The organism is Polaribacter sp. Hel1_85, assembly GCF_000766795.1.
Lineage (GTDB): Bacteria > Bacteroidota > Bacteroidia > Flavobacteriales > Flavobacteriaceae > Polaribacter.
Genome location: NZ_JPDS01000002.1, coordinates 663,868 through 686,984, shown reverse-complemented (window position 1 = coordinate 686,984; position 23,117 = coordinate 663,868). Strand labels below are relative to the sequence as shown.

Genomic DNA, 23,117 nt, shown 5'->3' with positions numbered 1-23,117 from the left:
TTGTTATTCTACTTTACTTTTTTAAAACTTCCAATTCTAGTTTTATTATTTAAAATGCAAGAGTAGAAATATTCATTTCCTTGTACTTTTACAATTCTAGAAGTAAGTTTGCTACCAATTTTTAAAGGAACTCCTCTTTTCTCTAAATCAACTATAGTAAGTTTATATTTATACTCTGTTAACCAGTCAATTTTTGCTTTAATATATTCTTTTTCTGAGTGATATTCGTAATAGTAACCATCTTTAATTTCTACTAACACCTTTTTTTCTTTAAAATCGTAGGTGTATTTTCCATCTTCTAATATGCCATTTTCTACAACAACTTTATTATATATTGCATAAGATTTAGTAGAAGGTTTTGCTATAATAGTTTGTGCTATACCTTGAGAAAATACTGTTTGATAATTAAAAAAAATTAATAAAAAGAATACTGTATAAATTAGGTGTGATGTGTATATCATGACTATAATAGTTTAAATTCACTGTAAAAATAAAACTAGAATCTCAGGCAATTTGTTGATTCTTGTTGAAAAGCAATTTTCTGTTGATGAGCTGTAAGGAGTTAGAGATTAACTATTTATCGATATTGAATATTATTGATATAAAGTAGTTGAAATCTTAGGAGGTAATTTTATTTTATAATTCGAAATTTTCTATCTTCACTTCGTGAAAGAAACCGACAATTTTTTTGATAAAGTATACATAGTAACACGTTTAATACCTTTTGGACGAGTTACTAGTTATGGAGCTATTGCAACTTATTTAGGTGCAGCAAGATCTGCAAGAATGGTGGGTTGGGCAATGAATAAAGCTCATAACTTAGAAGATGTTCCTGCTCATAGAGTTGTAAATAGAAAAGGTATTCTTACAGGAAAACATCATTTTGATGGTACTAACTTAATGCAACAACTACTAGAAAGTGAAGGCATTGTAGTTATTGAAAATCAAATTCAAGATTTAGAAAAAGTATTTTGGAATCCTTCCGAAGAATTATAGAAAAGTTTTATCAAAATTTTCTCCTTTCCAATAGTTAAAGCTCTTTTTATTAATAGCAACTTTCTTTAAAAATCTTTTTTCAACCAATTCTTCAATATCTGTTCTTGCAGTTTGATTTGTTACTGAATATGTGTTTTCAATCTCTTTAATTGTAAAATATTTTGATGAGTTTTTTTCTAATTTGTATAAAACCTCTGCTTGTCTTTCATTAATTCCTTCAAACTGTAAAAACTTTAATAAGTTAAGTTCTTCTTTTTTCTTTTTTGCAACATATTTTTTTAAGTCTTCAAAAGCTTTAGTCAACACTTTTACTTGATAATGAATAAAATAAGTAACATCCATATCATCAATTTCTGCATATAAATAAGCTTTTTCGTATTGAACTTTAGTTTCCATAATTACTCTAGAAATCGACAAATATTCAGTTAGCCAATATCCGTTTTTTAATAAATACCAATAGAAAATAGCTCTTGCCGTTCTTCCATTTCCATCTACAAAAGGATGGATATAGCCAATTAAAAAATGTAGAATACTAGCTTTTACAATTGGATGAATAAAATCTTCTTTTGGGTTGTAGTTAAAAAAATCTACAAATGAATTCATCAAGCCATTTAGGTTTTCAAATTTTGGTGGAGTATGAATAATATCTCCTGTAATTTCATTCACAACATTTACATCATTACTTTTTCTAAAAGCACCAATACTTTCTTCTTCTAAAGTGTTTTCAGTGACCAATCTGTGTAATTCGTAGAACTTTTGAATAGAAATATCCTCTTCTTTATGTTCACTTATATATTGAATAGTTTTATAATTATTCAATATCATTTGTTCAGAATGCGTCTTTGGTTTTTTGTTTTTACGCAACATGTCTTTCGCTTTTAAACGAGTTGTAGTTGCGCCTTCAATCATAGAAGAAAAAACAGCTTCTTCCATTAAAGCATTCTTTAAATATTGCTGCTTTTCTAATTCAGATAATAATTGTTCTTTTTGTAACCCAGCTCCAAAATTAAAATCTAAATAGTGCAGTTTTTGTTGGAGTGCAATATTTATATTGTGGTAATAAGTTATTAAATTGAATTCAGAGCTCCATAGACTCTTTCTAATTTGAATAGATTTTCTTCTTCTCTTGACTGTAGTCCAAATAATTTCTCCAGAATTTACTTCTTTAAAATGTTCTTTTATTCCTTTAAAATTTATAAAACCATTTAAGTCTTCATTTTTTATATATTTTATCTTATCCCAATATAAATATTCATCCTCAATTTTAAAGTTTGTATCTCCAATTATAAATGGTATTTGACTTAAATATCTATCTGAAAGGTTTTTAAACTTCTCATTTTTTTCTATATCAGGTGCTTTCTCAATCATGATTCAATTTATTTCCTAATTTTAGTGAAATTAGGAAATACTAGAATAAAAAAAATCTCACCAAATATTGATGAGATTTTTTTGCTAAATATTTAGAAAAGTAATTTACTTCATTTTTTTAAAACTACCTTTTCCTGTTTTATTATTTAAACGAAAAGTATAAAAATATTCGTCTTCTTTAATTTTTATAATTTGAGAGATAAGTTCACTACCAACTTTTAAAGGAGCATTTCTTTTTTCTATGTCTACTACTACAAGTTTGTATTTAAATTCAGTAATCCACTCAATTTTTGCTTTAATGTATTCTTTTTTAGGATGGTACTCATAGTAGAAACCATCTCTAATCTCTACTGAAATGTTTTTTTCTCTAAATTTGTAGGTATAACTTCCATCTTTTAAAACCGGATTTTCTACAATTACTCTATTATGTATTGAAAAAGATTTAGACGAAGGCCTTAGATAATTGTTTAAAGCTAGGTCTTGAGAAAAAGTTGTTTGGAAATTAAAAGATATCAATAATAATAAAGTTACATACGTTAGGGCGTTTGTATTTTTCATAATACTAGGGGTTAGTTTATTTTTGTAAATGTAATAAAAATATATTTAAGTCGATATAAAGTGCTGTTTTTAAACTTTTAAGAGTTTTTTAATAGTAGTATTGACTCCTAATATTTCCTTAAAAGTTTTTTTAAAAGTATCTTTGTAACTTACAATAAAACCTAATTAAAATCTCGAAAATGAGTTTTAAAAAACAAGACATATACAAAGCTTTAGAAACTATTACAGCTCCTGGAGAAGGTAAAAGTTTAATAGAAAATAATAATGTTACAAATGTAGTAACTTTTGGAAATGAAGTAATTGTAGATGTTACCATTAACAATCCAACGTTACAAGCAAAAAAGAAAATTGAAACTGAAATTACCAAGGCAATTAAAACAAATGTTGGCGAAAGTATTGATGTGAAAATTAATTTAAAAGTTGTAGCAGCTGCACCAAAAGAGAATCCCAATCAAATTAAAGGGAAAGCAATTCCTAATATTAAAAACATTATTGCCATTGCATCTGGAAAAGGAGGAGTTGGTAAGTCTACAATAACTTCAAATACCGCAATTTCTTTAGCTAAAATGGGTTTTAGTGTTGGGGTTTTAGATGCAGATGTTTATGGACCATCACAACATATTATGTTTGATGTAGAAAAAGCAAGACCTCTTTCAGTAAAAATTGATGGTCGTTCTAAGATGAAACCTGTAGAAAATTACGGAGTTAAATTATTGTCTTTAGGGTTTTTTACAAATCCAGATCAAGCAGTAATTTGGCGTGGACCAATGGCTTCAAAAGCATTAAACCAATTAATTTTTGATGCAGATTGGGGAGAATTAGATTTCTTACTAATCGATTTACCTCCAGGAACAGGAGATGTACATTTATCAATTGTACAAGCATTACCAATTAATGGAGCAGTTGTAGTAAGCACACCACAAAACATTGCATTAGCAGATGCTAAAAAAGGTGTAGCAATGTTTCAACAAGAAAATATTGATGTTCCTGTTTTAGGAATTATAGAAAACATGGCATATTTTACACCAGAAGAATTGCCTGATAATAAATATTATATCTTTGGAAAAGATGGAGCAAAAAATTTAGCAGAAGATATCAAAACTAAATTTTTGGGAGAAATTCCATTAGTACAAAGCATTCGCGAATCTGGAGATGTAGGTCACCCAGTAGCATTGCAAGAAGGAACAATTTTAGAAAAATCATTTAATGATATTACTAAAGAAATGGTTGCCGAATTATTAAAAAGAAATGCAAATTTACCACCAACAGAAGTAGTTAGAATTACAACTATGAGTGGTTGTAGTTCAGTTAAAAAATAAGATTATGACAGCAGAAGAAACATTAAATAATGTTGAAAAAGCATTAGATGAAATTCGTCCTTTTTTAATGAGTGATGGAGGCAATATAAAGCTACTATCTATAGAAGATACAATTGTAAAAGTTCAGTTAGAAGGTGCTTGTACAGGTTGTTCTGTAAATCAAATGACCTTAAAAAATGGAGTGGAAGCAACAATTAAAAAATATGCACCACAAATTGAAGAAGTCATTAATGTAGCTTAAGCTTATAAATAGCAGTATTTAAAGATTTAGAACAACATATTTTTGGGCGTTACCTAAAAAGGTCAGGCTTTTCGCACTCGCTTTTTTTACTTCCAAAAAAGTAAAAAAGAGCTCAAACAAATGCTTCAATCCTTAACGCGCTCATCAACATAGAAGAAGAAGACCTCATAAAATTAAACTTTGTGAGGTTTTTAAAAATAAAAAAAAGTGATTACTACAGATATCTTAATTATTGGTGCAGGACCAACAGGATTATTTACCGTTTTTGAAGCAGGTTTATTAAAATTACGTTGTCATTTAATTGATGCATTGCCACAAGCTGGTGGACAATGTTCAGAAATTTATCCTAAGAAACCTATTTATGATATTCCAGCGTATCCAGAAATTTTAGCGGGTGATTTAACCGATAAACTTATGGAGCAAATTAAACAATTTGAACCAGGTTTTACATTAGGAGAACGTGCAGAAACAATAGATAAACAAGAAGATGGTAGTTTTATTGTAACAACAAATAAAGGTACAAAACATCAAGCTCCAATTGTTGCAATTGCTGGTGGTTTAGGTTCTTTCGAGCCAAGAAAACCTCCGATTCCAAATATTTCAGATTTTGAAGATAAAGGTGTTGAATACATAATTCGTGATCCTGAATTTTATAGAGATAAAAAAGTAGTTATTTCTGGTGGAGGAGATTCGGCTTTAGATTGGTCAATATTCTTGACAGATGTAGCTTCTTCAGTCACTTTAATTCACAGAAGAAACGAATTTAGAGGAGCTTTAGATTCTGTAGATAAAGTACAAGAATTAAAAGATGCAGGTAAAATTACAATGATTACTCCTGCAGAAGTAAAAGGAATTATTGGTGCAGATAAAGTAACAGGTGTTTCTGTTGTTAAAAAAGGTGAAGAACCATTTACCGTTGAAACTGATCATTTTATTCCATTATTTGGCTTGTCACCAAAACTAGGTCCAATTGCAAATTGGGGATTAGAAATTGAGAAAAACGCTATTAAAGTTGATAACTCATTAGACTATCAAACAAACATTCCAGGTATTTATGCCATTGGAGATGTAAATACATATCCAGGAAAATTAAAGTTGATTTTATGTGGTTTTCATGAAGCAACATTAATGTGTCAAAGTGCTTATAAACGTATTTTTCCAGATAAAAAATATGTTATGAAATACACAACAGTTGGTGGAGTAGAAGGTTTTGATGGAACCAAAAAAGAAGCTCCAAAAGCGGTTATTAAAAAGATTGAATAATTAATACTATGGATTCCTGCGAAGACAGGAATCCATAGTATGTAAATAAAATATCTTATCTTAGGTAAAAATAGAGATATGAGTCAAGAAGATAATTTGTTAGGTTTATTAAGTTCGTGTTGGGGAGGTTATTATCCTACAATGGACTCTATTTATCACATAAGTTCAAATAAAATAATAATTTTAACTTTTTTATCAATTTTAATTTCAATTATTCTTCATAGCTTTTTTCGTAAAAAAGATTTTAAAATTTCAAATAATAATCAAATAGAGGTTATAGAAGTAAAGGAATATTCATTTGTAACTAAAACAGTTGTAATCTTTTTTATTTTGATATTATCTTCTACTCCAATTTTCAAATTTTTAAATACAGGTTATTTTTTATAATTTTCTTATCTTAGAGAAAAATTAAAACTATGATAAATAGTATAAACTTTTCCGTAATTAATTGTCTTGGTTATAAAAACGAACCAAATGCATTTGATTTTTTAATGTTTACTTTAGGTTCATTCGTAATTATTTCAATGCTACTTTTATATTACAATAGAATTCCAAAAAGCAACCATCCTATTAGTGAATTAGACAATCCAATTTATCAAACAAAAGATATCTTATTACAATCTAACAGTGCAGATGTTAGTTTTGTAATATCAGAAACAAAAACTTCTGTTTTAGTAAAAATTGTAACATTTATATTAATACTATTTTTAGCGTTAACACCTTTTCAAGAATTTCTAGCGCTTTAGTTTTAGTTGTTGAATAACAATCTTTTACTATATTTGTAAAATAACGAAATCGATTGCGATGTTTTCAGATTTACTTACATATTTAAAATTTTTAATAAAGCGAAAGCCTGAGTAACTGTTTAAATGAACTTAAAAATTATTCAATTTTTTAATCATTTAAAACATCAATAACATGCCTTTTTATCATAAATTAGGTGAAATTCCACCTAAAAGACACACACAGTTTCGTAAAAAAGACGGAAGTTTATATTACGAACAACTTTTTGGCACCATTGGTTTCGACGGAATGTCTACCAACTCGTATCACGAGCACAGACCAACAATGGTCAAACATATTGGTAAACAGTATTCGGTAAAACCAAAAATAGCGAAAGCAAACAATATTCAATCTTATCGGTTTAGAGGATTTCAAGTTCCGTCAGAAAACGATTACTTAGAAAGCCGAAAAATCATTTTAACAAATTCTGATTGTAATATTATTCTATCGGCACCTAAAAAATCGACTACAGATTATTTTTACAAAAACACTGATGCAGATGAGGTGATTTTTATCCATAAAGGAACAGGAAAACTAAGAACACATCTTGGAAACATCGATTTTAAATACGGAGATTATTTAGTAATTCCACGTGGAATTATCTATAAATTAGATTTTGATGATGAAAATAACAGATTGTTTATTGTAGAATCCTATTCGCCAGTTTATACGCCAAAACGTTACAGAAACTGGTTTGGTCAGTTATTAGAGCATTCACCTTTTTGTGAACGAGATTTAAGAAGACCACAAGAATTAGAAACCTATAATGAACTTGGAGATTTCCTTATCAAAGTAAAAAAACAAGGAGAAATTATAGAAATGGTATACGCTTCACATCCTTTTGATGTAGTTGGTTACGATGGTTATAATTTTCCTTACGCATTTTCAATTCACGATTTCGAACCAATAACTGGGAGAATTCATCAACCACCACCTGTGCATCAAACTTTCGAAACAAATGCCTTTGTAATTTGTAGTTTTGTGCCACGTTTGTACGATTATCATCCAAACGCAATTCCAGCTCCTTACAATCATAGTAACATAGATTCTGATGAGGTTTTGTATTATGTAGATGGTGATTTTATGAGCAGAAACGATATCGATCAAGGGCATATTTCTTTGCACCCAGCAGGAATTCCTCATGGTCCACATCCAGGAACTACAGAAAAAAGTATCGGAAAAACAAAAACCGAAGAATTAGCAGTTATGGTAGATACTTTTAAGCCTTTGATGGTTACAGAAGAAGCTATGAAAATTGCCGATGAAGATTATTATAAATCTTGGTTAGAGTAAAGAGGTTAGTAGCATATTAAACTATGTTCTCTATGTTGCTATGTGGTAAAAAATAAAAATTATTAGAAGCTATTTCCTGCTTTTCGTTATATCTTTTTTAAGAAAAATAAAAAAGGATGTCACTTCAATCAGGGCTAAACATATTTGCAAACAAATAGCATTTATAAAACACTAAAATCATCTAAAGATGTCAAAAGAAATAAAATCAGTAAACTACGGTTTAGAAAAAATATTTGAAGGAGCTCAAGATTTCCTTCCATTGTTAGGTACAGATTATGTAGAATTTTACGTAGGTAATGCAAAACAAGCAGCTCACTTTTATAAAACTGCATTTGGTTTTCAATCACACGCTTATCGTGGGTTAGAAACGGGTTCTACAGATGCTGTTAGTTATGTGTTAACACAAGATAAAATTAAGTTGATGCTAACAACTCCATTAAATAGTAAATCACCAATAAATGATCATATTGTAAAACATGGCGATGGTGTAAAAGTTGTGGCGCTTTGGGTAGAAGATGCAAGAAAAGCGTATGAAGAAACTACAAAACGTGGAGCAAAATCATACATGAAACCTACAGTAGAAAAAGATGAACATGGAGAAGTTGTAAAAGCAGGAATCTACACATATGGAGAAACTGTACACATGTTTGTAGAACGTAAAAACTATAATGGAGCATTTTTACCAGGTTTTCAAAAATGGGAATCAGATTATAATCCACCAATTGCAGGATTAAAATACATAGATCATATGGTGGGTAATGTTGGTTGGAATCAAATGGATGTTTGGGTAAAATGGTATGAAGATGTTATGGGTTTTGAAAACTTTTTATCTTTTGATGACAAACAAATTCATACAGAATATTCTGCATTAATGAGTAAAGTAATGTCTAATGGAAATGGAAGAATCAAGTTTCCAATTAACGAGCCAGCAGAAGGAAAAAAACGTTCTCAAATAGAAGAATATTTAGATTTTTATGAAGGTGCAGGAGTGCAACATATAGCAGTTGCTACTGATGATATTATTGCTACTGTTACTCAATTACGTCTTAATGGAGTGGAATTTTTATCAACTCCACCAGAAGAATATTACAAGTCTGTACCTGGAAGATTAGAAGAATTTAGTCACGAATTAAGAGAAGATATCGAAAATCTAAAAGAGTTAGGTATTATGATAGATGCTGATGAAGAAGGATATTTATTACAAATTTTCACAAAACCTGTAGAAGATAGACCAACCTTATTTTTTGAAATTATTCAAAGAATGGGAGCAAAAGGTTTTGGTGCAGGAAATTTCAAGGCACTTTTTGAATCTATAGAAAGAGAACAAGCAAAAAGAGGAACTCTTTAAAAAATAGCATAAAGATTTTAAGAATCAAGAAACAAGATTTAACTATCTTGCTTCTTGATTTTTTTATTTAATCAAAAGAAAATGAATAGAGACGAAATTTTAAAAGCAATAGAAGAAAAGTACGATAAATTAGGTGTTCCTGTAGATGCTATGTTAGAAGGTTTGTTGCATAGTACACCAATAACTTATTGGGATTATATTCAAACTGATGCACTTTTAGGTTTGCAAACACCAAGAACTACTCAACCAGATGAGATGGTTTTTATCATGTATCATCAGGTAAATGAGTTATTGTTTAAAATGGTTTTGTGGGAAATAGATCAAGTAGCAAAATCAATAGAAATTACTGCAGATAAATTTTCTATGCACTTAAATAGAATTAGCAGATATTTTGATATGTTGTGTAGTTCTTTTACAGTAATGGCAGATGGTATGGAACGTGAACAATATCTTAAGTTTAGAAATACATTAACACCTGCAAGTGGATTTCAATCAGCACAGTATAGAAAAATAGAATTTGCATCTACAGAACTCATAAATTTAATTGACGCTCGTTATAGAGATACAATTGATAGAAACTCATCATTTAAAAATGCATACAATCACTTGTATTGGCAAGCTGCTGGGAAAAATTATACAACTGGACAAAAATCAACTTTATTAAATCTTTTCGAAAAAAAATATATGGGAGATTTTATCGATTTTATGGAAGACTATAATGATATAAACTTGTCTTTAAAATTTAAACAACTGCCAAAAGAAGTTCAAGAAAATCAAGGATTAATAAAAGCAATGCGTCATTATGATTATACTGTAAATGTAAAGTGGGTAATGGCTCATTACAATGCTGCGGCAAAATATATTGGAGGGAATGACTCTGAATTAAAAGCTACAGGAGGAAGTAATTGGCGTAAATATATGCACCCAAAATATCAACGAAGAATATTTTACCCATATTTATGGAGTGAAGATGAATTAAAAAATTGGGGCACATTTTAAAGTCTTAAAATTATATTAAAAAGTTGTTTACAAATAGTTCGTAAATGGCTTTTTTTCATTTTGGAACGGTAATTGTCATTACTTTTTTATAAGTTTGGTTTTTTATGAAAAAGTATATCCTATTATTTATTACCCTTTTTTTCTTGACAACTACCAATAGTCAAGAAAATTCTACTGCATTTAAAAGTGGAGAGTGGCTTCGTTATAAAATGAGTTACAGTGGTTTTTTAAGAGCTGGAACAGCAATTTTAGAAGTTAAAGAAAAGGATTTTAATGGGAAAACAGTTTTTCATACTAAAGGTACTGGCTGGACTTCTGGTATGATTAAATGGTTTTTTAATGTTGATGATAAATATGAATCTTATTTTGATAAAGACACTGTTAAGCCCTATATGTTTAAAAGAAAAATAGACGAAGGTGGTTATAAGAAACATAGAATTACTTCATTTAATTACGATTCAAATAGAGCATATATACAAGACTTTACTTTGCAAAAAGATACTTCTGTAGCATTTTTTTAATGTGCAAGACATGCTTTCTTCTTTTTATTATTTAAGAAACAAAGATGTTAAAAACATGAAAAAGGGAGAAGAAATTGCAATAGACATGTTTATGGATTCTCAAATTTATCCTTTTAAATTACGTTTTTTAGGAAGAGAAACTTTAAAAACAAGTTTTGGTAAAGTAAAAACCATGATTTTTAGACCTTTAGTTCAATCGGGTAGAGTTTTTAAAGCGCAAGAAAGCGTTACTTTGTGGATTACTGATGATGCTAATAAAATTCCAATTAAAATGAAAGCAGATTTATCTGTAGGTTCTTTAAGAGCCGAATTAGAACATTATAAAGGATTAGCAAATCCTTTTTTGAAGTATTAGGAAATCTTTAACGAAACCGTTATAGGAACTTCATCAATATAGATACCTAATAAAACTTTTTTATTTGTACTTTTGAGAACTACATTAAACAGTACAATTTTTTTGAAAAAAACAATCCTCCTTTTAGTATTAATTATCTCGTTTTCTTCTTGTAATAAAAACAAGGAAAAGTCAACTTCAACAATCAAAAAAGAAAAACCTAAGCCAGTTTATAGGTATGGGTATAAATTAGATGATTTTAAAGTAATTCAAGATACTATTAAAAGCGGAGAGAGTTTTGGTGCTATTTTAGATAGACATCATGTTTTTTACCCAAAAATAAATCAAATTGCAGGTTCTATAAAAGAAACTTTTGACGTAAGAAGAGTTAGGGCTGGTAAGCCTTATACTATTTTAGCAAGTAAAGATTCTACAGAGAAAGCACAAATTTTTATTTATAAACACGATAAAATTAATGCAACAATTGTAGATTTTAAAGATTCAATAATTACTGCTACTCGTCATAAAAAACCTATTAAAACAGTTTTAAAAACGGCACAAGGAATAATAAACTCAAGTTTATCTGTTACTATTGATAGTTTAGGGTTGAAACCAAATTTAACTTGGACAATTGCAGATATTTATGCTTGGACTTTAGATTTCTATAAACTTCAAAAAGGAGACTCTTTTAAGTTTACTTATGAAGAAAAATTTATTAATGATACTATTTTTGCAGGTTATGGAGAGGTGAAATCTGCAGTTTTTAAACATAAAGGAACAAATTTGTTTGCTTTTAGGTTTGTAGCAGATTCTATTAAAGGAATTCCTGAATATTATGACGAAGAAGGAAATATGCTTCGAAGTCAGTTTTTAAAATCTCCAATAAAATTTCAATATAGAATTTCTTCGAGATATAATTTAAGAAGAAGAATTGCTTATTATGGTAACAGAATTAAACCTCATAGAGGTACAGATTTTGCAGCAAATATTGGCACTCCAATTATAGCAACAGCTAGTGGAACAGTAACTGAATCTACAAGAAGAGGTGGCAATGGTAAATTTGTAAAAATTAAACATAATGCTACGTATTCTACTCAGTATTTACATATGAAGAATCGTAAAGTTAAAAAAGGACAATACGTAAAACAAGGTGATGTAATTGGTTGGGTAGGAATGACAGGAAATACAGGTGGACCACATGTTTGTTATCGTTTTTGGAAAAACGGTAGAGAAGTAGATCCGTTTAAACAAAAATTACCAGCAGCAGAACCTTTAAAGAAAAGTATAAGACCAAGATATTTTGAGTTTATGAAACCACTCAAATATCAATTAGAAAATAAAATGCTTCCGGTTAAAGAACCAGAAATTATAGAAAGTATAGCGCAAAATTAAAATAATGGCTTTAAAAAACATCAACCCAACTAAAACAAATGCTTGGACAGCATTAACAAATCATTTTAATGATATTCAAAATATCAACATAAAAGATTTAGACAAACAAGTAAATAGAAAAGAAGATTTTTCATTAAAACTTGATGATTTATCTGTAGATTTTTCTAAAAATAGAATTACTAAAGAAACAATTAATTTATTAGTAGCATTAGCAAAAGAAGTTGATTTAAAAGATGCTATTGAAAAACAGTTTTCAGGAGAAGTTATAAACGTAACAGAAGGTAGAGAAGTTTTACATACAGCATTAAGAAGTACTTCTGATGAACCAATTTTAGTTGATGGAAAAAATATTAAGCCACAAATACAAGCAGCTTTAAGAAAAATTAAAAGTTTTTCTAACAAAGTTATTTCTGGTAAATGGAAAGGATATACAGGGAAATCTATTACAGATATTGTAAATATAGGTATTGGGGGTTCAGATTTAGGACCAGATATGGTTGTACAATCTTTAAAGTTTTATAAAAATCAGCTAACAACTCATTTTGTTTCAAATGTAGATGGAGATCATGTTTCAGAAGTTATAAAAACCTTAAATCCAGAAACAACATTATTTGTAATTGTATCAAAAACTTTTACAACACAAGAAACAATTTCGAATGCAGAAACCATTAAAAATTGGTTTTTAAAATCTGCAACTATTTTTGATATTCCTAAACACTTTGTGGCAGTTTCAACAAACCTAGAAGCAGTTGATAGTTTTGGAATTGATAAAGTAAACGTTTTTCCTATGTGGAATTGGGTTGGAGGTCGTTTTTCTTTATGGTCTGCTGTAGGTTTATCTATTAGTTTGTCTGTAGGTTATGATAATTACAAAGCACTTTTAGAAGGAGCTGAAGAAATGGATTTACATTATAGAAATGAAGATTTCGATAATAATATTCCTGTAATTTTAGCATTAATAAGTGTTTGGTACAATAATTTTTACGGTGCAGAAACAGAGGCCGTTTTACCTTATACCCAATATTTAGCTAAACTTCCAGATTATTTACAGCAAGCCACTATGGAAAGTAATGGTAAAGGTGTAGATAGAAATGGTGTTAAAGTAGATTATCAAACAGGTACCATTGTTTGGGGAAGTACAGGTACAAATATGCAACATGCTTTTATGCAGTTGGTACATCAAGGAACTAAATTAATTCCATGTGATTTTATTGGTTATAAAGAATCTTTATATGGTTTAACTGATCATCACAATAAATTAATGGCAAACTATTATGGTCAAATGGACGCATTAGCTTTTGGTAAAACAAAAGAAGAAGTTCATTTAGAATTAAAGTTTTCTGGTGATGAAGATAAAATAGCGAAACTTTTACCGTTTAAAGTTTTTGAAGGAAATAGACCAAGTAATGCTATACTTTTTGATAAATTAACTCCACGTTCTTTAGGAAAACTAATTGCACTTTATGAACATAAAATCTTTACACAAGGAATTTTATGGAATATTTATAGTTACGATCAATTTGGTGTGGAATTAGGTAAAGAATTGGCAAAAAAATTACTCAGTAAATCTTAAAAAATTCTGTTTCTAACGCCTTTTAATAAGCATTAACTATTTAATTAACTTTTGTTAACAAGTCTTTCAAAATTTAACAGATTGAAAACCAGTTAAGTTCAATAATTTTATATTTTTAAATCTCTTAATTTCCTGTTAAAAATTAACATTAAATTAACATTGCAGAAGTTCAAAAAGAGGATTTTTGTAAAACATTTAATAACATAAAATTAAACAATGAGAAATTTTAAAAACTTATTATTTGTAGCTTTATTTTTGGTAACAGCTACTGTTTTAGGACAAACTAAAATTACTGGTACGGTTGTAGATGATACAAACCAACCTTTACCAGGCGCAAGTGTTGTTGTAAAAGGAACAACAAACGGAACATCAACAGATTTTGATGGAAAATTTTCTTTAAATGCAAAGACCAACTCAGGTACTTTAGTAGTATCTTTTATTGGGTTTAAGTCTAAAGAAATTGCTTTTTCTTCTTCAAAAAAGAATTTAACAATTAAATTAGTAGAAGACGCTGGTGCTTTAGATGAAATTGTAATAACTGCAACTTCATTTGCTATTGATAGAAGAACACCAGTTGCTGTTTCTACTATTAAAGCAGCAGATATTGAAGCTAAATTAGGAACTCAAGAATTTCCTGAAATTTTAAAATCAACACCAGGTGTTTACGCAACTAAATCAGGTGGTGGTTATGGAGATGGTAGAATAAATTTACGTGGATTTAGATCAACTAATGTTGCGGTTATGATAAACGGTATTCCTGTTAATGATATGGAAAACGGAGCTGTATATTGGTCTAACTGGGCTGGATTATCAGATGTAACATCTGCAATGCAAGTGCAAAGAGGTTTAGGAGCTTCTAAAGTTGCAGTACCTTCTATTGGAGGTACAATTAATATTCTTTCTAAATCTACAGATGCAGAAAAAGGAGGAATAATAAGAATGCATACTGGTAACAATGGATATCAGAAATATGGTATGACATTATCAACTGGATTGATGGATAATGGTTTTGCTGTTACAGCTTCTGCTGCTAAAATTTCTGGAGAAGGTTATGTAAATGGTCTTCAGTTTGAAGGTTTTAATTACTTCTTAAATATTTCTAAACAAATTAATGATAATCATAAATTATCTTTCAATGCAATTGGAGCAATTCAAGAACACGGACAAAGATATAATAGAAGAACTATTGCTGAATATAGAGCAACAGAACAAGGTGGTAAAAGATTTAACCCAGATTGGGGTTATAGAAATGGTCAAGTAGAAAATACTTCTTTTAATTTTTATCACAAACCACAATTATCTTTAAATCATGATTGGATTATTTCTGATAAAACTTTCTTAACAACAAATATTTATGCTTCATTTGGCTCTGGAGGGGGTAGAAGAACTCAAGGAGATGGTAATAAATTTGTAAATGATGATTATAGATTAGGAGATATAGACCAACCAATTGATTTTGACAGAATTGTTGCAGAAAATGCAGCTAATGGAGCTAACGGTGCTACAGATATTTTTGCAGCTTCTAAGAATTCTCATGAATGGTATGGTGTTTTATCAACATTAAAAACTGAGTTAACTGAAACGATATCTTTATCAGGTGGTTTAGATGCTAGATCTTATGTAGGTTCTCACTGGTATGAAGTAACAGATCTTTTAGGTGGACAATACTACTTTAATGATGATCTTGATGAAAAAACAGGAGGTCAAGCATTAAAAGTAGGTGATCGTTTTAATAAAGATTATGATGGTAATGTTGCAAGGTATGGGATTTTTACACAGTTAGAATATAGCCAGAATGAATTATCTGTATTTTTATCTTCTTCATTATCAAATACTACATACAGTAAAGATGACTTTATGTCTTTTGGATCTGAAGATAGAGAATCTGATAAAGCAGACTTTTTAGGTTACAGTGTAAAAACAGGGGCAAATTACAACTTAGATAGCCAACAAAAAGTATTTGCAAACGTTGGGTACTTTTCAAGAGCACCATTTTGGGATGCTGTATTTGAAAATGACTTTGGTGTAGACTTACTTGAAGACCCTTTAAATGAAAAAGTGTTTAGTGCAGAACTTGGTTATGGTTTTAAATCGCAGGTATTTTCGGCAAATGTTAACTTATACCACACTACATGGTTAGATAGATCTATGTCGTTTAGTCTAGCAGACGCTAATGGTGATAATATTACATCTAACGTAACTGGTTTAGACGCTTTACATAAAGGAGTAGAGGTAGATTTCTTATTTAAACCAATTGATAAATTAACAATTACAGGTATGGCTTCTTTAGGAAATTGGAAATGGAAAGATGATGCTTCTGCAAATACATTTAATGATACTACTGGTGAGGTTATATCATCAGGTACAGTGTATGCAAAAGGTTTAAAAGTTTCTGATGCTGCGCAAACTACTTTTGCTTTTGGTGTTAAATATGATTTATTAGAAAAAACAAGTATTTCTTTAGATTATAATTACGCAGGAGACAATTATGCAACTATGAATGTTACTGGTAGAACAATAGAATTAGATGAAGGTGAAGTGCTAACTGAATCTGATTTAGAAAAAATTGAAGGATATAGACAAGATGCTTGGAAAATGCCTAATTATCATTTATTTGATTTAGGATTAAACCATGGTTTTGAAATTGGTGGTCTAGAGAGCACTTTAACAGCAAATATGAATAACATTTTTGATGTTGAATATATTTCTGATGCTAATAATGGAGATTCTTCAAATTATGATACAGCGTTAGTGTATTATGGAGCAGGAAGAACATTTAGTTTAGGGTTAAAAGTCAAATTTTAAAAAATAAAAGATGAAAAAAATATTTTTATTATTAACAATTTTTTCAATGGTATTTACTTCTTGTGATCCATTAGAAGATATTAATGAAGAGTTAGATGCAGAAGCATCTGCAATAGTTGGTGATGTAACCTATACACTTACTGATGAAGATTATGATGCATTAGATTTATCTTATGGTAGTTTTAGCTCAGAAGATGACGCAAAAGCTGCTTTACCAAGCTTTTTAGCAAATAAATACTCAGTTTGGGGCAAAGGTTCTTCTGCATTAATAGAATACCAATTATACATTGGTAATGCAGATGGTATTAGTGATTATACATATGTAGACACTATTTTTACATTTCAAAACAAAGATTATCCTGGATATATTAATAATGCATTTGCGCTTTATCCTGATGAAGATCCTTCAGATATTTTAGCAGTAAATTTTCCAAATGCTGAAGAAGGAGATATTATTTTAGCAAAATATAAACAATTTACTTCTGAACCAGTTGCTGGTATAACAAATTTATTAGAAGCTGATTTCAATGGAACTCTTAGTGGTTTTGATACTATAAGTGTTTTAGGTTCAAAAGGGTGGTATTCTAGTTCTTATCAAGAATATACTTATGCTAAAATGTCAGCGTATAATAATGGAGAAAATGAAGATTGGTTAATTTCACCAGAAATTGATTTAACAAATCAATCAAACCTTACTTTTCAAGTGAATCAAGCTGCTGCTTTTGTTTCAGATAGATGGGATTTAATTAATGTATTAATATCTTCTAATTATTCGGGAGATCAAGCAACTGCAGATTGGGATGTAATTGATATACAAACACTACCTACAGGTGATAATTATGATTATGATTATGTCTTGTCTGAAGAAATTGATCTTACTGTTTATGAAGGAAAAAAAATCCATATTGCATTTAAATATGAATCTACTGAATCTGTAGCTGCAACATGGCAAATAGATAATGTTGTAATAAAAACTCCAGGTGTTGAAGGAGAAACTATTAATTATGAAGGTTTCTATACTTTTATAGATGGATCTTGGGTAGCAACTGAAGGTGTGTATTTTATAAATGATGCTGATTTTAGTTCTATGGGACTAAATAATTTTGGGAGTTCAATTCCTGCAGATGATTATTTACCTACATTCTTAAAAACTAAATACCCTTACGCACAGGAAGAAGATGAATTAATTGTAATTTATGATTATATATCTAGTAGTTCAGGTGCTCAATTAAGAGGGAATTTATATACTTTTAGTAATGGTTCTTGGGTAGGATATGAATCTACTATTACTACAACTTTACAATTAGCTCATGACGGAGCAACATGGGTTCCAGATAATACAATTAAATACGAGTTTGTTGCATCTGATTACACGTTAATTGCTGATACATTTAGAGCAGACTATCCTTCATCAGTACTTAATTTAGAAACTTATGGAAACATTAGTACTTTTAATTGGACAGCAGCTCAAATTGATGAAGTAGTAAACGTTGTGATAAAAAATAGTTTTTCAGGAATGGAAGAGGATCAAAAATTTGCAGTTACTATATATATGTATAATGGTTCTTCACAAAATGTTACAATAAACTACATTTTAAAGAGTGGAGTTTATATAAGGAACTAATATTATAAAATATTAGTAGAAATAATTAAAACCACCTCAATCGAGGTGGTTTTTTTATTTATAAAATTAGTAACTTCGCAATAACAACAAAATTAACACAAATTATGAAAGACATACACTCATATTGGGCTTATATTGTACTAGCATTATTAATTATTACAGTTGTAAACGCTGTTATTGGTTTAAAACAAAAAAAAGAGTTTAAAGATAAAAATTTAAGAATAGGTTTATTTACACTTATTGTTTCTCATATACAGTTATTAATAGGTTTAGGCTGGTATTTTATGTCACCCTGGTATAAAGCATTAAAAGATAACGGAGGAGAAGTTATGGCTGATAAAACTGCCAGATTAATGGCAGTAGAACACCCAATAATGATGATTATTGCAATTGTATTAATTACAATTGGTTGGTCTAAACATAAAAAGAAAACAGAAGATGCTGCAAAATTTAAAACATTTGTAATCTTTTACGGTTTAGCATTAGTATTGATACTTTCAAGAATACCTTGGAATAACTGGTTTTAAAGATGAAACGAACATTAATAAATTTTAAACCTTTTTTTGAAAAGGCAAGTTTAAAAATTTTAATTAGAGAACGAAGTGGTTACACACGTTCTTAATTTTATAAATATTTTTTCTAATTCATAAAATTTAAACGTGTGAAAATTCTAAGTTACATATTATCACCAATCTTTGTATTGGTGTTTTTTTTATTTTTAATTATATTTCATCCTTTACAATGGCTGAGTTTAAATTTATTCGGTCAAAAAGCACATGGAAAAGTTGTTGCTACTTTAAACTTTTTTTTAGTAAAATCATTATTAATAATAGGTGTTCCAATTCGTGTAATTAATAAACAAAAAATACCAGAAAATACTTCAGTTATATTTGTTTCTAATCATCAATCTACTTTTGATATTCCTCCAATTGGTTGGTTTTTTAGAAAATATCATCCAAAATTTGTAGCAAAAATTGAGCTTGGCAAAGGAATACCAAGTGTTTCTTTTAATTTAAGAAATGGAGGCGCAGCTTTAATCAATAGAAAAGACCCTAAACAAGCAATAAGTGAACTTGTAAGTTTTTCTAAAAGAATAAATAAAAATAAATGGGGAGCAATTATCTTTCCTGAAGGAACAAGAAGTAGAAACGGAAAACCTAAAAAGTTTGCAACAAACGGATTGAAGGTAATAACAAAATACAATAAAGATGGATATATTGTACCTTTGACCATTAACAATTCTTGGAAAGTTTTTAAATATGGAAAATTTCCATTAGGTTTGGGAAGTCCTATAACAATAACTACTCATCAACCAATAAAAATAGATTCTTTACCTTTTAATGAATTGTTAGAAAAAACAGAATCAGTTATAAAAGAACACATAAAATAAAAACATGTCTATATACAATGTAAGAAAAGAAGTGATGCTTACTTTAGAAAAAAGTATGCAAACCTTTATGGATAAATATTTAATCCCTGCAGAAAAAATTTGGCAACCAACAGATTTCTTACCAAATTCTCAAAAAGATTCTTTTATTACAGAAGTAGAAGAAATTAGAGAATTATCTAAAGAATTACACGACGATTTTTGGGTAGTTTTAGTAGGTGATACTATTACAGAAGAAGCTTTACCAACATACGAATCTTGGTTATTAGATTTAGATGGAGTTTCTCAAGACCCAGATAATAGTTGGGCAAAATGGGTAAGAACCTGGACCGCAGAAGAAAACAGACATGGAGATGTTTTAAATAAATACTTGTATTTATCTGGTCGTGTAAATATGCGAGAAGTAGAAATTTCTACACAACATTTAATTGCAGATGGTTTTGATATTGGTACATCAACAGATCCATATAAAAACTTTGTGTATACAACTTTTCAAGAATTGGCAACCTATATTTCTCACAATAATGTAGCTAAAATTGCACGTAAAAAAGGACACAAAGCATTGGCAAAAATGTCTAAAATTATTGCTGGAGATGAAATGCGTCATCATCAAGCATATGCTCATTTTGTAAAAGAAATTTTTAAAATTGACCCAAGTGAAATGATGTTGGCTTTTCAACACATGATGAAATATAAAATTGTAATGCCTGCAATGCATTTAAGAGAATCTTTTGGCACTAAAGGAAGTCTTTTTGATGATTTCTCTACAGTAGCACAAAGAGTTGGTGTGTATACAGGTTTTGATTATGTAGATATTTTAAAAAAATTAAATAATATGTGGGAAATAGATAAGGTTACAAACCTTACACCAGAAGCAGAAAAAGCAAGAGATTATTTAATGAAATTACCAGACAGAATGTACAGAATTACAGAAAGAATTGTAGTTCCAGACACAAAATTTAATTTTAAATGGATGTTGCCAGCATAGTTTTAGAAGCTATTTCCAGCTTTTCGCACTCGCTTTTTTTGCAAGAAAAATGCAAAAAAGAGCTCAAACAAATGCTTCAATCTGGGCTAAACTTGTTTGTTAGCTTTCTGTCATCCTATGTTTGTAAAATATAATAATCTGTTTTAAAAAAGTTTAAATTAGATTTAATATTTAACAAGAAAAGTAAGGGTAAAGGAAAAGATTATAGTCCGTCATTTGTCATTAAAGACCGTTCGCAATGCTAATCACTTTACCTCTTACTACATAAACTTGAACAGATCATTAGACGTCTAAGTCTGTATTTAGGATTGATAAGTAAATGTAGTAATTTTTCTATAAAAACATTTGATATGAGTAAAATTATAGGAATTGATATTAGTAAGCAAACCTTTGATGTTTCTTATTTAGAAAAAGATAAATGGATACACAAAATTTTTAAAAATCAAAATAGAGGATTTGAGCAATTTACTAAATTGATTGGTACATCAGACTGGATTGTAATGGAGGCTAGTGGTCCTTATTATGTTCAGTTAGCAACTTTTTTACATGCATCTAATTTTAATGTATGTGTATTAAATCCATTGATAATTAGAAGATATAGTCAAACAAGATTATATAGAGCAAAAACGGATAAAAAAGACGCAAAGACAATTGCCGAATATGGTGCTCAATATGAGTTAAAAAGATGGTGCCCAGAGAGTAAACCTAGTATAGAGATTAAACAACTTTACACAGCTTTAGAATTACTAAAAAAACAAAAACATCAAACAAAAGACACTAGAATCCTTTGAAGTAACAGGTTTGTTGAGTCCTGATCTTAGAAAAGAATTAAAACAAGTACTAATATTATTAATAAGACGCATAGATAAGTTGAGAAAAAGATAGAGCAAATAGGGAAATTAGCCTATAAAGACACGGTCGAAAGAATAAAAACAATTCCAGGGATCGGGCTGAAAACGGCTATTATGATGAGTGTTATTACAGACAATTTTACAAAATTTGAAAATTATAAACAACTCACAGCTTTTGTAGGTTTTAGCCCAAGATTATATCAATCAGGAACAAGTGTAAAGGGAAAGGGACATATTTGTAAAATGGGAAAACCACAAATTAGAAAGTTATTATACTTGTGTTCTTGGTCTGCAAAAAGAGTGAATAAAACGTGTATGGAAATGTATAAGAGACTAAAAGAAAAAGGAAAACCCGAGAGAGTTATTAAAATCGCAATAGCAAATAAGTTAATAAAACAGATTTTTGCTATCGCAAAAAACAAAAAATATTACAATGAAAACCATCAAAGTTTATATTGCATAAATTAAAAAAAAAATAACTAAAAATAATAGTTTTTTAACACAGATCATTGCGAATCAAACTTTTTGTTTGATGTGGCAATCTTTCATTAGAATTAAAATATAGAAACCCTTTAGAATTATAACCTAAAGGGTTTTTATTTACATGAAATCTATATTTTCTATGTGTCTATGTGGTCAAAAAGATTAAAAATCAATTTCAAAAGAATCCATATCATTTAAAAAACCCAACTTCTTTCGAATTTTATTTTGTTCAGTTTTAACCAAAGTTGTTTTTACAATTCCAATTTCATTATTGTCTAAATTAGATAACTCTTCACCTAAATAATCTACAATTAAAGAATTTCCAGAATACTCATAACTATTTGCATCTTTACCCGTTCTATTTACACCAATAACATAACTCATATTTTCAATAGCACGTGCTTTTAAAAGAGTATCCCAAGCTTTAATTCTTTTTACAGGCCAATTTGCCATAAAAATTAAAAGATCGTAATTATTAGTGTTTCTAGCCCAAACAGGAAATCGTAAATCATAACAAATTAACGGACAAATTTTCCATCCTTTATAAGTAACAATTAACTTATCAGAACCAGAAGTGTACACTTTATCTTCACCAGCTAGCGTAAAAGAATGTCTTTTATCATAGGTTTCTATTTTACCAGAAGGATGTACAAAAATTAACCGATTATAATATTTGTTGTCACCTTGAGCGCAGTCGAAAGGTCTATCAACAATCACCAAACTTCCACAAAGAGCAATATCATTTTTAGTTGCCATTTTTTGCATCCAAGAAACCGATTTTCCAGTCATTTCTTCAGCAACATTTTTAGGTTTCATGGTAAAACCAGTAGTAAACATTTCTGGTAAAATAACAAGATCTGTGTCTTTAGAAAGCGCATTAATTTTCGTTTCAAAAAAAGCAATATTTTCAATAGGGTTTTCCCAAACTAAATCTGCCTGAATACCAACAACGTTTAATTCATTTTGCATTAAAAAATAATTGAATGTTTAA

22 protein-coding genes and 1 pseudogene are annotated in these 23,117 nt (G+C 29.1%); 19 read left to right on the top strand and 4 right to left on the bottom strand.

Annotated features, from left to right (window positions below; all coding sequences use genetic code 11):
* Positions 1-8 precede the first annotated feature (8 nt).
* A complete protein-coding gene (locus PHEL85_RS10150) occupies positions 9-461 on the bottom strand; it encodes a hypothetical protein (RefSeq protein ID WP_036824680.1) in 453 nt (150 codons plus the stop codon).
* A 205-nt stretch (positions 462-666) separates the two neighbouring features.
* Between PHEL85_RS10150 and PHEL85_RS10145 the strand changes: the two genes are divergently transcribed.
* The gene (locus tag PHEL85_RS10145) at positions 667-996 is read left to right on the top strand and encodes an MGMT family protein (RefSeq protein WP_036824678.1); all 330 of its coding nucleotides are present in this window, start codon (positions 667-669) and stop codon (positions 994-996) included.
* On the opposite strand, the gene PHEL85_RS10140 is transcribed toward PHEL85_RS10145, so the two are convergent.
* Entirely contained in the window at positions 991-2,364 is a 1,374-nt protein-coding gene (locus PHEL85_RS10140) for a Fic family protein (protein ID WP_036824677.1), read from the bottom strand. The genes PHEL85_RS10145 and PHEL85_RS10140 overlap by 6 nt on opposite strands.
* A gap of 105 nt (positions 2,365-2,469) precedes the next feature.
* The gene (locus PHEL85_RS10135; RefSeq protein WP_036824674.1) at positions 2,470-2,922 is read right to left on the bottom strand and encodes a hypothetical protein; all 453 of its coding nucleotides are present in this window, start codon (positions 2,920-2,922) and stop codon (positions 2,470-2,472) included.
* Positions 2,923-3,101: 179 nt separating this feature from the next.
* Between PHEL85_RS10135 and PHEL85_RS10130 the strand changes: the two genes are divergently transcribed.
* The 18 genes and pseudogenes from PHEL85_RS10130 to PHEL85_RS10045 all read left to right on the top strand — a co-directional run bounded on the left by PHEL85_RS10130 (position 3,102) and on the right by PHEL85_RS10045 (position 22,111).
* The gene (locus PHEL85_RS10130; RefSeq protein ID WP_036824671.1) at positions 3,102-4,241 is read left to right on the top strand and encodes an Mrp/NBP35 family ATP-binding protein; all 1,140 of its coding nucleotides are present in this window, start codon (positions 3,102-3,104) and stop codon (positions 4,239-4,241) included.
* A 4-nt stretch (positions 4,242-4,245) separates the two neighbouring features.
* A complete protein-coding gene (locus PHEL85_RS10125) occupies positions 4,246-4,482 on the top strand; it encodes a NifU family protein (protein WP_036824669.1) in 237 nt (78 codons plus the stop codon).
* Between the two features lie 207 nt (positions 4,483-4,689).
* On the top strand, positions 4,690-5,745 hold the full coding sequence (locus PHEL85_RS10120; protein ID WP_036824667.1) for an NAD(P)/FAD-dependent oxidoreductase: 1,056 nt from the start codon (positions 4,690-4,692) through the stop codon (positions 5,743-5,745).
* Between the two features lie 78 nt (positions 5,746-5,823).
* Positions 5,824-6,132 carry a hypothetical protein gene (locus tag PHEL85_RS10115; protein ID WP_036824664.1) on the top strand — a complete coding sequence of 103 codons (309 nt, stop codon included), beginning with the start codon at positions 5,824-5,826 and terminating at the stop codon, positions 6,130-6,132.
* A 29-nt stretch (positions 6,133-6,161) separates the two neighbouring features.
* On the top strand, positions 6,162-6,491 hold the full coding sequence (locus tag PHEL85_RS10110) for a hypothetical protein (RefSeq protein ID WP_036824662.1): 330 nt from the start codon (positions 6,162-6,164) through the stop codon (positions 6,489-6,491).
* 172 nt (positions 6,492-6,663) lie between these two features.
* Positions 6,664-7,821: a homogentisate 1,2-dioxygenase gene (locus tag PHEL85_RS10105; RefSeq protein ID WP_036824660.1), complete on the top strand. Its 1,158-nt coding sequence runs from the start codon at positions 6,664-6,666 to the stop codon at positions 7,819-7,821.
* Positions 7,822-8,008: 187 nt separating this feature from the next.
* Positions 8,009-9,169 carry a 4-hydroxyphenylpyruvate dioxygenase gene (gene hppD, locus PHEL85_RS10100; RefSeq protein ID WP_036824657.1) on the top strand — a complete coding sequence of 387 codons (1,161 nt, stop codon included), beginning with the start codon at positions 8,009-8,011 and terminating at the stop codon, positions 9,167-9,169.
* Positions 9,170-9,250: 81 nt separating this feature from the next.
* Entirely contained in the window at positions 9,251-10,168 is a 918-nt protein-coding gene (locus PHEL85_RS10095; RefSeq protein WP_036824655.1) for a tryptophan 2,3-dioxygenase family protein, read from the top strand.
* 104 nt (positions 10,169-10,272) lie between these two features.
* Positions 10,273-11,044 (top strand): annotated as a pseudogene (locus tag PHEL85_RS10090) (DUF3108 domain-containing protein).
* 102 nt (positions 11,045-11,146) lie between these two features.
* Positions 11,147-12,415 carry a peptidoglycan DD-metalloendopeptidase family protein gene (locus tag PHEL85_RS10085; protein WP_036826170.1) on the top strand — a complete coding sequence of 423 codons (1,269 nt, stop codon included), beginning with the start codon at positions 11,147-11,149 and terminating at the stop codon, positions 12,413-12,415.
* Between the two features lie 4 nt (positions 12,416-12,419).
* Complete coding sequence (pgi, locus tag PHEL85_RS10080; protein WP_036824653.1) at positions 12,420-13,988, top strand: glucose-6-phosphate isomerase; 1,569 nt, start codon at positions 12,420-12,422, stop codon at positions 13,986-13,988.
* Positions 13,989-14,204: 216 nt separating this feature from the next.
* Positions 14,205-16,793, top strand: a complete 2,589-nt coding sequence (locus PHEL85_RS10075) for a TonB-dependent receptor (RefSeq protein ID WP_036824650.1) — start codon at positions 14,205-14,207, stop codon at positions 16,791-16,793.
* Between the two features lie 10 nt (positions 16,794-16,803).
* Positions 16,804-18,417 carry a choice-of-anchor J domain-containing protein gene (locus PHEL85_RS10070; RefSeq protein WP_052108533.1) on the top strand — a complete coding sequence of 538 codons (1,614 nt, stop codon included), beginning with the start codon at positions 16,804-16,806 and terminating at the stop codon, positions 18,415-18,417.
* A 104-nt stretch (positions 18,418-18,521) separates the two neighbouring features.
* The gene (locus tag PHEL85_RS10065) at positions 18,522-18,944 is read left to right on the top strand and encodes a hypothetical protein (protein WP_036824647.1); all 423 of its coding nucleotides are present in this window, start codon (positions 18,522-18,524) and stop codon (positions 18,942-18,944) included.
* Between the two features lie 134 nt (positions 18,945-19,078).
* Complete coding sequence (locus PHEL85_RS10060) at positions 19,079-19,807, top strand: lysophospholipid acyltransferase family protein (protein WP_036824644.1); 729 nt, start codon at positions 19,079-19,081, stop codon at positions 19,805-19,807.
* Between the two features lie 4 nt (positions 19,808-19,811).
* On the top strand, positions 19,812-20,792 hold the full coding sequence (locus PHEL85_RS10055) for an acyl-ACP desaturase (RefSeq protein WP_036824641.1): 981 nt from the start codon (positions 19,812-19,814) through the stop codon (positions 20,790-20,792).
* Between the two features lie 350 nt (positions 20,793-21,142).
* Entirely contained in the window at positions 21,143-21,583 is a 441-nt protein-coding gene (locus tag PHEL85_RS10050) for an IS110 family transposase (protein ID WP_036824639.1), read from the top strand.
* A 90-nt stretch (positions 21,584-21,673) separates the two neighbouring features.
* Positions 21,674-22,111 (top strand): transposase, encoded by a 438-nt coding sequence (locus PHEL85_RS10045; protein WP_316931386.1) that lies wholly within the window; start codon positions 21,674-21,676, stop codon positions 22,109-22,111.
* 177 nt (positions 22,112-22,288) lie between these two features.
* On the opposite strand, the gene PHEL85_RS10040 is transcribed toward PHEL85_RS10045, so the two are convergent.
* Positions 22,289-23,095, bottom strand: a complete 807-nt coding sequence (locus PHEL85_RS10040) for a nitrilase family protein (RefSeq protein ID WP_036824633.1) — start codon at positions 23,093-23,095, stop codon at positions 22,289-22,291.
* Positions 23,096-23,117 lie beyond the last annotated feature (22 nt).

Excerpts from the sequence above, each read along its gene's own strand:
- PHEL85_RS10150 (WP_036824680.1), bottom strand. The coding sequence starts at position 461 with ATGATATACACATCACACCTAATTTATACAGTATTCTTTTTATTAATT.
- PHEL85_RS10140 (WP_036824677.1), bottom strand. The coding sequence starts at position 2,364 with ATGATTGAGAAAGCACCTGATATAGAAAAAAATGAGAAGTTTAAAAAC.
- PHEL85_RS10135 (WP_036824674.1), bottom strand. The coding sequence starts at position 2,922 with ATGAAAAATACAAACGCCCTAACGTATGTAACTTTATTATTATTGATA.
- PHEL85_RS10130 (WP_036824671.1), top strand. The coding sequence starts at position 3,102 with ATGAGTTTTAAAAAACAAGACATATACAAAGCTTTAGAAACTATTACA.
- PHEL85_RS10125 (WP_036824669.1), top strand. The coding sequence starts at position 4,246 with ATGACAGCAGAAGAAACATTAAATAATGTTGAAAAAGCATTAGATGAA.
- PHEL85_RS10115 (WP_036824664.1), top strand. The coding sequence starts at position 5,824 with ATGAGTCAAGAAGATAATTTGTTAGGTTTATTAAGTTCGTGTTGGGGA.
- PHEL85_RS10110 (WP_036824662.1), top strand. The coding sequence starts at position 6,162 with ATGATAAATAGTATAAACTTTTCCGTAATTAATTGTCTTGGTTATAAA.
- PHEL85_RS10105 (WP_036824660.1), top strand. The coding sequence starts at position 6,664 with ATGCCTTTTTATCATAAATTAGGTGAAATTCCACCTAAAAGACACACA.
- hppD (WP_036824657.1), top strand. The coding sequence starts at position 8,009 with ATGTCAAAAGAAATAAAATCAGTAAACTACGGTTTAGAAAAAATATTT.
- PHEL85_RS10095 (WP_036824655.1), top strand. The coding sequence starts at position 9,251 with ATGAATAGAGACGAAATTTTAAAAGCAATAGAAGAAAAGTACGATAAA.
- pgi (WP_036824653.1), top strand. The coding sequence starts at position 12,420 with ATGGCTTTAAAAAACATCAACCCAACTAAAACAAATGCTTGGACAGCA.
- PHEL85_RS10075 (WP_036824650.1), top strand. The coding sequence starts at position 14,205 with ATGAGAAATTTTAAAAACTTATTATTTGTAGCTTTATTTTTGGTAACA.
- PHEL85_RS10070 (WP_052108533.1), top strand. The coding sequence starts at position 16,804 with ATGAAAAAAATATTTTTATTATTAACAATTTTTTCAATGGTATTTACT.
- PHEL85_RS10065 (WP_036824647.1), top strand. The coding sequence starts at position 18,522 with ATGAAAGACATACACTCATATTGGGCTTATATTGTACTAGCATTATTA.
- PHEL85_RS10055 (WP_036824641.1), top strand. The coding sequence starts at position 19,812 with ATGTCTATATACAATGTAAGAAAAGAAGTGATGCTTACTTTAGAAAAA.
- PHEL85_RS10050 (WP_036824639.1), top strand. The coding sequence starts at position 21,143 with ATGAGTAAAATTATAGGAATTGATATTAGTAAGCAAACCTTTGATGTT.
- PHEL85_RS10040 (WP_036824633.1), bottom strand. The coding sequence starts at position 23,095 with ATGCAAAATGAATTAAACGTTGTTGGTATTCAGGCAGATTTAGTTTGG.